Source organism: Streptomyces sp. KR55 (assembly GCF_052245645.1).
Classification (GTDB): Bacteria; Actinomycetota; Actinomycetes; order Streptomycetales; family Streptomycetaceae; genus Streptomyces; species Streptomyces flavusporus.
The window spans coordinates 1-11,530 of record NZ_JBQQCE010000314.1 but is presented as its reverse complement, the minus strand read 5'-3'; the positions used below and the strand labels follow the sequence as shown (position 1 = coordinate 11,530).

General features: G+C 69.7%; 8 protein-coding genes. 4 read left to right on the top strand and 4 right to left on the bottom strand.

Annotated elements, in window-relative coordinates; genetic code table 11:
• From ACTWQJ_RS34885 to ACTWQJ_RS34870, 4 genes are all read right to left on the bottom strand, one after another.
• On the bottom strand, window positions 1–1,365 hold a 1,365-nt coding region (locus ACTWQJ_RS34885), incomplete at its 3' end, for a glycoside hydrolase family 15 protein (protein ID WP_443310471.1).
• A 78-nt stretch (window positions 1,366–1,443) separates the two neighbouring features.
• The gene (locus ACTWQJ_RS34880) at window positions 1,444–2,235 is read right to left on the bottom strand and encodes an SURF1 family cytochrome oxidase biogenesis protein (protein WP_443310470.1); all 792 of its coding nucleotides are present in this window, start codon (window positions 2,233–2,235) and stop codon (window positions 1,444–1,446) included.
• Window positions 2,236–2,313: 78 nt separating this feature from the next.
• Entirely contained in the window at window positions 2,314–2,547 is a 234-nt protein-coding gene (locus ACTWQJ_RS34875) for a hypothetical protein (protein ID WP_409472908.1), read from the bottom strand.
• Between the two features lie 101 nt (window positions 2,548–2,648).
• Window positions 2,649–3,644: a DEDDh family exonuclease gene (locus ACTWQJ_RS34870; protein WP_443310469.1), complete on the bottom strand. Its 996-nt coding sequence runs from the start codon at window positions 3,642–3,644 to the stop codon at window positions 2,649–2,651.
• Window positions 3,645–3,776: 132 nt separating this feature from the next.
• Here ACTWQJ_RS34870 and ACTWQJ_RS34865 point away from each other — a divergent pair, with 132 nt between their 5' ends.
• The 4 genes from ACTWQJ_RS34865 to ACTWQJ_RS34850 all read left to right on the top strand — a co-directional run.
• Entirely contained in the window at window positions 3,777–9,005 is a 5,229-nt protein-coding gene (locus ACTWQJ_RS34865) for an HD domain-containing protein (RefSeq protein WP_443310468.1), read from the top strand.
• Between the two features lie 352 nt (window positions 9,006–9,357).
• Window positions 9,358–9,972, top strand: coding sequence for a hypothetical protein (locus ACTWQJ_RS34860; RefSeq protein WP_443310467.1), 615 nt, complete (start codon window positions 9,358–9,360; stop codon window positions 9,970–9,972).
• Between the two features lie 112 nt (window positions 9,973–10,084).
• On the top strand, window positions 10,085–10,969 hold the full coding sequence (locus tag ACTWQJ_RS34855; protein ID WP_443310466.1) for a sterol desaturase family protein: 885 nt from the start codon (window positions 10,085–10,087) through the stop codon (window positions 10,967–10,969).
• Window positions 10,966–11,530: lysoplasmalogenase (locus tag ACTWQJ_RS34850; protein ID WP_443310465.1), on the top strand; the 565-nt coding region annotated here is incomplete at its 3' end. The genes ACTWQJ_RS34855 and ACTWQJ_RS34850, both read left to right, overlap by 4 nt.

Here is an 11,530-nt window from a genome sequence, read left to right as displayed (position 1 = left end):
GTGCACCTCCTCGCGCATCTCCCGCCAGCCCGCCAGGTCACCCTCGAGCTCCGGATGCCGTTCCAGTGTGCGTACCGCGCGGTCGGCGGCCACCCACACCATCACCTTCGAGTGCACGAACTGGCGTCGGCCGCCGCGCACCTCCCACAGCCCTTCGTCCGGCTGCCGCCACGCCGTACGCAGGAACTTCATCAGGGCACACTGCAGGCGCCACATGTGCGGCTTGACGGACAGGCCCGAAAGCCGGGCCAGCGACAGGGAGTCCATGACCTCGCCGTACACGTCCAGCTGCAACTGCCGTACGGCGTCGTTGCCGATCCGCACGGGTGCGGAACCGGCGAAACCGGTCAGCCAGGGCAGCTCGTACTCCGGAAGCCGCCGTTCACCCGCCAGCCCGTACATGATCTGCAGGTCCGCCGGGTCGCCCGCGACCGCCCGCAGCAGCCAGTTGCGCCAGGCCTCCGCCTCCTCCTGGTAGCCCGCCGACAGCAGCGCGCCCAGGGTGAGGGTGGAGTCGCGCAGCCAGCAGTAGCGGTAGTCCCAGTTGCGCACACCGCCGATCTCCTCCGGAAGAGAGGTGGTGGGCGCGGCGACGATGCCGCCGGTCGGCGCGTAGGTGAGGGCCTTGAGGGTGATCAGCGACCGGACGACCGCGTCCCTGTGGGGGCCGTGGTAACGGCAGCGGGCCGCCCACGCCCGCCAGTCGGTGACGCTGCTGCGCAGCGCCTGGTACGGGTCGACGAGGGGCGGGCGCGGCTCGTGGGAGGGGTGCCAGGTGAGGACGAACGCGACCTTCTCGCCCTTCTCGACCGTGAACTCCGAGTGCGTGCCGAAGTCCTCGCCCCAGGTGCGCACGGCGGGTTCGCTGCGCAACCACACCGAGTCCGGGCCCGCGACGGCCACCCGGTGGCCGTCGGTCCTGCGCACCCACGGCACGATCGAGCCGTGGTCGAAGCGCAGACGGAGCGTGCTGCGTACGGTCACCCGGCCGCTGCGGCCCTCCACGACGCGTACGAGGTCGGGTGCGCGGTCCCGCTGCGGCATCAGATCGGTGACCCGGACCGATCCCTCCGGGGTGTCCCACTCGGTGTCGAGGACCAGTGTTCCGGGGCGGTAGGCGCGGCGGGTGCAGTGGCCCTCGGCGCCCTTGGGGGCGATCCGCCAGTGGCCGTTCTCCTTGTCGCCGAGCAACTTGGCGAAGCAGGCGGCCGAGTCGAAGCGGGGGAGGCAGAGCCAGTCGACGGAGCCGTCCTTGCCGATCAGGGCGGCGGTCTGTTCGTCGCCGATGAGGGCGTAGTCCTCGATGCGGTTCACGGTGCCGATGCCGGCGCTGTTCTCGGCTCGGTTCTCGGGGGGCGGATACACGGATTCCGGGTTCCCGGGGGACCGTGGGGGCAATCCGGGCAAGAGCCGGGCGGGTGACGGGGGTAGGGCGTGTCCGCTCTACACCGTCGCCGGCTCCGCCTCCGTCTGCTCCTGCTTCGCCGCCTCCGCGCGGTCCCGGATCTCGCGGCGGGCGAGGATGACCCAGCCGACCGGGACGCCCGCGGAGAACAGCCACCACTGGATGGCGTAGGCCATGTGGTTGCCGATGCTGTCGTGGTCCGGAGCCGGGATCAGCTCGGGCGTGTCGCCCTTGGGTTCGGGCGAGGTCAGTTCGATGTAGCCGCCGAGGACCTGCTTGCCGAGGCGCTCGGCCGCCTGCTCGCTGCTGATCAGCATGACCTGGCGGTCCGGCAGCCCACTGACGTCCTTGATGCCGCTCTCGGCGGTCGTCTGGTCGGGCATCAGCCGCCCGGTGACGGTGATCTCGCCCTCCGCCGGTGCGGGAATCTTCGGGAACGCCGTCTGGCTGGGGCCGTCCGCGGGGATCCAGCCCCGGTTCACCAGGAGGACCTTGCCGTCGTCGAGAACGAAGGGCGTCAGGACATGGAAGCCGACCTCGTCGTCCGCGTTGGTCCGGCGGCGTACGACGACCTCGTGCGCGGTGTCGAAGCGGCCCTTCGCGGTGACCCGGCGGTACAGGTCCGCGTCCTCGACCTCGGCGCCGGGCGAGGTCAGCGACTCGGCCGGGACCGGCTCGGCCGCCAGCGAGTCGGCGATCACGTTGTTCAGCGCGACCCTGTTCTCGTGCCGGTGAAGCTGCCAGAAGCCCAGCTCGATCATCGTGGGGATGAGCGCGAGGGCGACAAGGGTGAGGATCACCCACTGCCGGGACAACAGGAAGCGGTACACCCCACGACCGTACATCTCGGACTGCGGGGTGCTGTCGCTGGGGTGTGCCGCAGGGGATCGGGTGGGGCTCGGAGCGTTTCAGACCTTGTCGATGATCCCCACCTTCCCCTCTGCGCGGGCGCAGTGGGCGCCGCAGTACCAGTGGCCCTCGGCCTCGACGCCCTGGCCGATGATCTGGACCCGGCAGTGCTCGCAGATGGGTGCCATGCGGTGGATCGCACAGGAGAAGCAGTCGAAGACATGCACTGCGCCCTGTGCGTGCACCTCGAAGGTCATTCCGTAGTTATTGCCGCAAACTTCACATGTCGCCATGCGCCACAGGGTGAGCCGTCTCCGCGGCACGGGCGAGCGGGCGGCGGGCGAGTCGTCCGGCAATCACCCATCCGTACGGCTGCCGGCCGGTGGCGCCGGGTTCACGGCTCCGACGCCGGTTCCACGTCCCCGAGGAGCTGTCCGAACGCCGCCTCGTCGACCACCGGCGTGCCGTACTGCCGGGCCTTGACGACCTTCGACGTGCCCGATTCCGGGTCGTTCGTGACGAGCAGGCTGGTCAGCCGGGACAGGCTCGTGGAGACATGCAGCCCGGCCTCGGTCGCACGGTCCTCCAGCAGCTCGCGCTCGACCGACGTGTCCCCCGAGAAGGCGACCCGCATGCCCTGTTTGAGGCGTTTGCCCTCTTCATACCGACCTGGGTTGGGATACGGGCAGGCGGGCCTTTTGCGGGAGGGCCGCCAACTGCCCGGCCGGTAGCCGCCGTACCCGCCCGTCGCCTGCTGTCCGATGCGGGGCGCGGGCGGCTCCCACCACTCGGTCAGCGGCCGGCACTCGTGCAGCGGCAGCCGTATGCCGCTCTCGGCCGCGGCCCTCAGGCTCGGCCGGAACGCCTCGGCCAGCACGCGCGCGTCGTCCAGTGCGTGGTGCGCCCGTTGCTGGACGACGCCGAAGTGCGCGGCCAGCGACTCGAGCTTGTGGTTGGGCAGCGGCAGTTCCAGCACCTTGGACAGGGCGATGGTGCACAGCCGTTGGCGCACCGGGGCCTCGCTCTTCGCGCGCGCGTACTCCCGGGCGATCATCTGCCAGTCGAACACGGCGTTGTGCGCGACGAGCACCCGGCCCTCCAGCCGGGTCGCGAACTCCTCGGCGATGTCCTGGAAGAGCGGCGCCCCCTCGAGCACCTCGCTCGTCAGACCGTGGATCCACACGGGCCCGGGGTCCCGCTCCGGATTGACCAGCGTGTACCAGTGGTCCTCGACCTCGCCGCGTCCGTCCAGCCGGTAGACGGCCGCGGAGATGATCCGGTCGTCCCGGGCCAGGCCCGTGGTCTCCACGTCGACGACCGCATATCCGTGGGGATACGCGGCCGGCCACGCTGTGGGGGAGGGCACTGCGGTCGTGCGGTCTTCGAGCATGGTCATTGAGGATAGGGGCCGCTACTGACAGTGCCGTTCCTGAGGTGCCCCGAACCGCGTCGCAGCAGAGTCCGTCTGTGTCATCCTGACGTGCAGTCGTCGGTTGGTGACCGGAGGGGGAGGCAGCCGGACATGGGCGAGAGCCGACAGGCTTTGATCATCGCTGTGCCGAAATACGAACTCGCCGATGTCTTCGAGGATTTGACCGACACCGTCGGTCGCGACGTCGTACTGATGACAGAGGCGTTGCGCTCTTCCGGCTACAGCGTCGAGGTCATCGGAGCCACCCCTGACGACCCTGCTCAGGGCCCCCGGATCCGCAGCGCGGTCAGCCGCGTGTGCGCGACTGCACCGGAGGACGGCACGGTTCTCATCCATTTCACCGGTCACGGTCTGTCGTTGGACGGCGCGGACTTTCTCGTCCCGGCCGACGCGCAGCTGACGTGGGCCACGACACCGCCCCAGGTGGACGCGGACAGCCTCATCGGTCTCGACCTCGCCAAACTGCTGAAAGGCTGCCGGGCCGGTACGGTGCTGCTCACCGTTGACGCCTGCAGGGACGCGGCCACGCCCTCCTCCTTCGGCGGATCGTCGACCAGCTTCCCGGCCGGCCGGGACCGGATCGCCGTCCTCTTCGGCTGCGACCAGGGCCAGACCTGCGGCTCGGACGAGAAGCTCGGCAGCCACTTCTCCCGCGCCCTGGCGGAGGCCCTGCACGCCGACTCCTCGCCCCGCACTGTCGCCGACATCATCGCGCACACGTCCCGCAGGACGGCCGAGTTCGCGCGCGCCGCCCGTGAAAAGCAGACCCCCAGGCCGCACTTCGCGCCTTCTGGTCCTCGGGCCGTCGAGGAGGTGACGCTCTGTGCCGGGCGGACCCTCCAGGAGGAGTGGACCCTGGCGGTACGGGACTCGGAGTTGTGGGCCGCGGTCTCCTGCGACGACGAACGCCGCGCCGAACTCCAGCGTGCCCTCGTCCAGCTGGCCGGGGACTGCGCGAGGTGGTGCGCGACGGTGAGTAACCGGGTCCCCGACCCGTGGGCCGACGACGACTATCCCGTACGGGTACTGACCAAAGGCCTGCGCCCCCTGGTCGCTCCCTCCCAGACCCAGGGCGGCCCGCTCCTGGACGCGGGCGAGCTGGCGGCGCTCGCCGCCGCACCCTTCGTCCGGGAGGCGGTGTACTCCATGGGCGTCAAGGGCACGATCGCCGTCGACCCTTACCGACTCACACGGGCCACCGGTGACCTGGCACGCGACCCCGAACGCGTCGATCTGGAGCACACGTTCGCGGCGCACGCCCTGCTGTGGCGCAAAGGCCGCGAGTTGGCCGGGCGCGGCCGCGCCGAGGACGCGGCGGCGGTGGCCGCCTGGCTCGTGCGGCGGCACGTCAGCGCCAAGGAGGAGCTGTGGGACGCCTACGCCCCCCAACTCCTCGCCCCGCTGGCCAGGGCGATGACCGGCGCCGCCGCTCCCGAGTCCCGGATCGGTGAGCTCACCGACGAACTGGTGCGTGTCTGTCGGCAGACAGCTCTCGCCCCCGCGCGGCCGTACCAGGGTGACCCGGAGCCCTCGGACGCCCGCTGGAGGCTGGACGAGCTCGACCGTGCCGACGGGGCGCCGGAACGATGGCGGCCGCGCGAGCTGTCCTGGCTGATCGGCGTCGCGGGTCTGCTCGGTGGTGATCTGCGCCAGCTGCCCGGCGTACTTGTCGACAACATCGGTATCACCGACGGGCTGGTGTCCGTCGACGCCGTCGAGAGCGTACGGCGCCTGCGCTGGGCTCGCGATCGCCTGAACAAGACGCTCGACCTCGCCCTCGACTGCCCGCATCCGGCTGTCCATGCGGCGCTGGAAACCCTCACCGGGTGGACCGACGATGCGGTGCAGACCATCCGGCAGCACGTCGCGCCGGCTGAACCCGGTGGCCTCCTGGCCCACCTGCCGGTCCGGGTCACCTGCCGCAGACTGCGTCCGCAGTACGACGTCAGGACCAAGGACCGCGCCTACGGCACGCCGCTGATGCGCTTCGGCCTGGCCGAGGACGAGATCCGCGAACTCCTCATGGGCAACCGTCTGTACGGTGACCCGACCCTGGCCATGCGCGAGCTGTACCAGAACGCCCTCGACGCCTGCCGCTACCGGCAGGCCCGAGTCCGCTTCGGACGAGCCGCCCAGAAGATCCCGTACACCTGGGCGGGGGAGATCGTCTTCCGGAGCGGCACGGACGACGAGGGCCGCCCCTATGTCGAGTGCGAGGACAACGGTGTCGGAATGGGGCATGAGACGCTGCGCAACACCTTCGCACGGGCGGGGCGGCGATTCGAACAGTCCCGGGAGTACCGCCGGGAGCAGGCCCGGTGGCGCCGGGCCGACCCGGCACTGCGCATCTACCCCAACAGCCGTTTCGGTATCGGTGTCTTCAGCTACTTCATGCTGGCGGACGAGATCAGCATCTGGACCCGGGCGACGGACGAGTACGGGCGGGCGACGGCGGACGGCGGACTCAGGGTGGACATCGCCTCCAGCGGGAGCCTGTTCCGGATCCGTCGCAGCGAAGAGGCACAGCCGACCGGGGGCACCCGGGTGCGGCTCTATGTGCAGGGAGACGGTGTGGACGTGGCGGACGTGCTCGGCAAGCACGTCTGGCGGTCGGACTTCGGGATGCGGGTGGAGACCGACCGAGAGGTCGTCCGCGTGTGGGAGGAGAAGGCCCTCTACTACTTCGGCGACAGCCGCCGCCCTGTACCCGCGGGCCCGGACATGTGGTGGGTCGAAGGTGAGGGGTGCCTTCTGGCGGACGGAGTGCTGGTCGACGCCGAGGGCATGTTCGGCGACCGGGCGGAGAATGCCCGCGTGTGGCTGGAGAAGAACAGGAGCAGCTACGCACCCTCCGAGGAGGACCCCGACTGGCACGTGATGGGTGGGCGTCCCTTCGGGTGCGTTGTGGACCTGCGGGAGACGCACGTTCCCGACCTCAGCACCAATCGGAACGACATCCTTTCCTATGACCGTGAGTGGGTCGACAGCCGTATCCACGAGGCCTGCGCCACCTTCGAGGCACCCGAGTGGCTCACCCTGGAATGGTTGTGGGCTTTCGCTCGCCGTCACCCGGGCGCCATAGGCCGGGTGACGGAACAACTACTCGCCGCCGACGCACGCATCAGTAGCCGGCTGGGCTGGAACACCGCCGTTGCCGTCGACTTCCGCAGTGTCGGCTGCTTCCCCCCTGACGAGCGCTTGGCCGCACTTGACGACGAGTTTGCACGCTTCATCACGGACTTCGTCGGAGCTCAGCCCTTGGAGGCTTGGCGGGCCGCAGTGCTGCGCAAGTCGGGCCTCTCCGTGCGCACGCGTATCAGAGCGCTGCCGATACCGGTCACGGTTGCCGGTTATCCCGAGCCGCAGGCGTGGGAATCCAGGATTCGCGTGAGCAGTTTCGTCGACTGGGACATCGTGCGAGACGCGGTCGTGCTGAGTGAGCCAGACGAGATCCTTACATTGGGCGGCGTCCTGCGGCGCTTGAGGCCCTACGCGGTTCTGGGCCTGGCACTGCCGCCATTGACAGATATGGACGCCGCGCACCGCCTGGCGCTCGATTCCGTGGATCGCCGAATCCTGAAGGGCGACCGCTACGGCTTCTCGTTCCTGGAAATTTCGGACTGGGAGAGTTTGGGGTCGGAGCTCTTCACGATGGAGGTGTTCAGTGCGGTGCCGAAACTGCCGCTGCGCGAAGCCCTGCACAGGGCTCGGCGTTTCGCGGCGGCTGGGTTCTCCCTGACCCTTCCTGATCCCGCCGCTGAGCCCCCGGAGGACCTCGTCGCCGCGCTGGAGGACCTTCGACTGCTGTCGTTGCATCCACGGTTCGCCGAGTCGCGGGAAGGCCTCCGACCAGACCGGAAAACGGTGGAGAAGTACGCCGAGGCCCTCGAACGGTACAGCTGGCTCGCATTGCCTCCGGACTCCCTGCCCGAGCCGGTCGTGAAGCCCAAGTGGATGAACTCCGACGACCTCGACGACGTCCTGTCGCCGTATGACCTGGAGGAGTTTTGGAGGTGCTTCGGCGTCCGGCTGCGCAGCAGCGAAGGCGTCAGGCTGTCCCTGCGCCAACTGGTGCGGGCCTCTGGCCTCTTGGGGATCACTGTTGGCGAGGTGGTGGAGCGCTATTCCGGGCTCATGACGGCGATGGGCATGGAGACAGAGGACTTCGGTGCTCTGGCCGACCGGGTCTTCACCCCGCTCGACGGCAAGCTGTTGGGAGCTGCCCTGGAGCACGCATTCGGCCAGGAGCTCGATGTCGCGGCGTACCCCGCCTCTCTGCTGGAGACAGCCGTCGCGGTGTGCAAGGTGCAAGCCGAGACGCAGGATGTCGTTGAGCGGCTCCAGGAGCTGTCCGCAATCGGACTGGTGGATGCCGCGGCCCCGAGCCTCGCCGAACGCTGGCGCGCCCTGCCGAGCAGCGACTGGGAGCTCGTCCCCGTGGATGATTCTCTGCCCGAGTTCCGCGCCGGCCTGGCGGAGGCCGGAAGGGCAACAGCAAGGGGCGAGTTCGACTTGCGGTACGTCTTCGTGGTCTCGGGACACACGGGAAGGACGCTCGGCAAGGCTGTCGCGCGGCTGGTGGAACTCGGACCGCTCCTCGGGTTCGACGCCTCGTCCCTGGCGCTGCCGCCCGGGACCGCACTTGCCCGGTCCCGTCCCACGAGCGCGGACGTCGATGCCTGTTGCTCCTTCGACTACCAGGACTCGCGATTTCACTGGAACCCGCCCACACCTGCGGCCCTCGTGGCCCACGCCCGGAGCGACGACCTCACCCTCGGTGAGAGCATGGCCGTGTTGTGCCGCTATGCCCCCTTGGGTGTGCTGTGGAAACAGCCGGAAGACGCCGACGGGCCCTGGCGGGAACACCGGCCCGACGCGTATGACTCCGCGCTCTTCGAGCCGGACCTGCTGGGCGAGTCCAGGGAGGTCGGCCCTCTGAACCTCCTCCGGGTCGCAGCTCGTTTCGGCTGGTCCCTCGACCAGGCATGGGACCGGCTGGCGCTCTACCGTCCCCTCGGCCTCGAACTCCTCGTGGGCCGCCCTGACATCGACGATGTCCCGCTGTGGCAGGACCTGATCCTGCTCAGTGAGTACTACACCGGCGGCGCTCCTGCGCTCACCGGGCGGGTGACATCCGAGCGCATCGCCGTTGCCGCCCGCGAGCTGGAACAGCCGACCGCATGGATCCACGAGAGGCTCCGCCGGTACGCACAGCTGTTCGCCCTTGAAGTGCCGCACGACCACCCGGCCGAACCAGCCCCCACGCCGGCCCCCGAGTTCTACGAGCCCCCGGATGCACCCCGAGAAGACGCCGCCTGAGGAGCCGCATGCCCACGCACGAACCGACTGCCTTTCGCGAGCACGAGACAACGATCGGGCCAGGGGACGATTTCTCGGTCGAACGCTCCGCGGACGGCCGCTGGTACACGGTGACCGGCCCCTGTCCCACCTGCAGGGCACAGGGAGTCTTCCGGGTTGCGTACGGCGTCCTCGGACCGCCCAAAAGGTGGCGGGGCAGCCGCAGCCGCCGCCCGGAACCCCTCACCGGTGCCATACCTGTCTACTGCCAGTGCGGCTACCCGCATGCCGACCGGCCGCCGGAGTCGCCCGACAACGGGTGCGGCGCCTTCTGGGATGTTCCCGTGCCCGCGCCCGGCGAGGACGGCGCTTCGTGACCGACCTCGCCAGGAAGCGGTTCGCCCAGCTCGGCCAGCAGCTCCAGTACGACCAGCTGGGTGCCGTACGACGGCAGGCCGAGGGCTGGCGCAACGGCCTGACCGGGCTCACGGGCTTGGTCGGTGTGGTCTTCGTCCTCAAGGGCCGCGAGAGCGTGGCGGGCATGCCGGCCGCCTGGCGTTGGACCACGGCTCTGCTGCTCGTCCTGGCCTTCGTGCTCCTGCTCGCCGGAGCCCTGGGCGCAGTACGAGCAGCCCATGGTCAGCTCGGGCAGCAGACGTGGCTGAGCGGCGACCGGCTGCTCGCGGCCGTCCTGGACGAGGTCGAGCGCACGCAGGACGCTCTCATAAGGGCGCGCCGGTTTTCCGTCGCCGGACTGTCCGCGATCGTCGCCGCGATCGGAATCTCCTGGCTGGTACCTGTGGAAGACCCGGCGGCTTCACAGAAGGGCGGCCCATACGTGGTGGTAAGCACCCGCAACGGCGCGTGGTGCGGGGAACTGGTGGTGAGTGACTCGCGGGCCGTGACGATCAAGGCGGCCAAGGGGAAGGGCTGGAGCCGGATCCCGATCCGCGAGGTCAGGTCGGTCATCCCGACGGACCGGTGCTGACGAGCCGAAGCCTGTTTGGCGGAGATCACCAACAAGCAAGCGCATACCGCCGGTAATACTTGTTGGTAACAACGTCTAGCCGTGGCCGACCAGCGGTTCTACGGTGCAGGGCATGCCGAACCTCCCCAATGTCGTGGTCTGGTCGATACCGGCCTTCGTGCTGCTCACGGTCATCGAGATGATCAGCGTCCGGCTCCATCCCGACGAGGACGCGGCGGGCTACGAGGCGAAGGACGCCGTGACAAGCGTCACCATGGGGCTCGGCAGCCTGTTCTTCGACCTCCTGTGGAAGATCCCGATCGTCGCGATCTACACGGCCCTTTACGAACTCACGCCCCTGCGCGTGCCCGTCCTGTGGTGGACCGTCCTGCTGATGCTCCTCGCGCAGGACTTCTTCTACTACTGGTCCCACCGCGGCCACCACGTCATCCGCATCCTGTGGGCCTGCCACGTCGTCCACCACTCCAGCCGGAAGTTCAACCTCACCACCGCGCTGCGCCAGCCCTGGACGTCCCTGACCGTCTGGCCGTTCTACGTGCCCCTCGTCGCCCTCGGGGTGCACCCCGCGGCGCTGGCGTTCTGCTCCTCCGCCAACCTTGTCTACCAGTTCTGGATCCACACCGAGCGGATCGACAAGATGCCCCGCTGGTTCGAGTTCGTCTTCAACACGCCGTCCCACCACCGGGTGCACCACGCCTCCCAGGGCGGCTATCTCGACCGCAACTTCGGTGGCATCCTCATCGTCTGGGACCGTCTCTTCGGCTCCTTCGTCGCCGAGACCGAGCGGCCGGTGTACGGGCTGACCAAGAACATCAGCACCTATAACCCGCTTGAGGTCGCCACCCACGAATACGTCGCCATCGCCAAGGACGTGCGCGCGGCGAGCAGTTGGCGCGAGCGCGCGGGACGGGTGTTCTGCGGGCCGGGCTGGCAGCCGGTGCCGGTGCCGGCACCGACGTCGGCGCCGAAGCCCGCCGAGGAGTCCGCGACCGCGTGAGACCGCACCGGATCCTCCTCGCGGCCTTCGGCTCGGCCGCCCTCGTCGACCTCGCCTCCCTCGCGGTCGGCTTCGAGCCCGGCCACACCGTGGCCAAGCCGCTCCTGATGCCGATGCTCGCCGCGTGGGCCGCCCTGCGCGGCGCGCCCCGGCTGCTCGTCGTCGCCCTCCTGTTCGGCTGGGGCGGCGACGTCCTGCTGCTGTCCGACGCCGAGCCCGCTTTCCTCGCCGGGATGGCCTCCTTCGCCGCCGGGCACGTGTGCTACCTCGTCCTCTTCCGGAGATGCCGGACAACGGCTCCACGCGCGCGTGGACGCCTTCTCGCCTTCGGCTACGCCGGCGCCCTGCTCACCACCGTCGCCCTGCTCTGGCCCGACCTACCAGCCGACCTCCGCGTCCCCGTCGCCGCCTACAGCGCCCTGCTCACGGCCATGGCGTACGGCGCCGCCGACCGCCTCGGCCTCGTCGCCGGGGCCGGCGGCGCGCTCTTCACGCTCCCCAACACGCTCATCGCGACCGGCGTCGACGACTGGCCCCAGCCGCCGAGGCCGGAATTCTGGA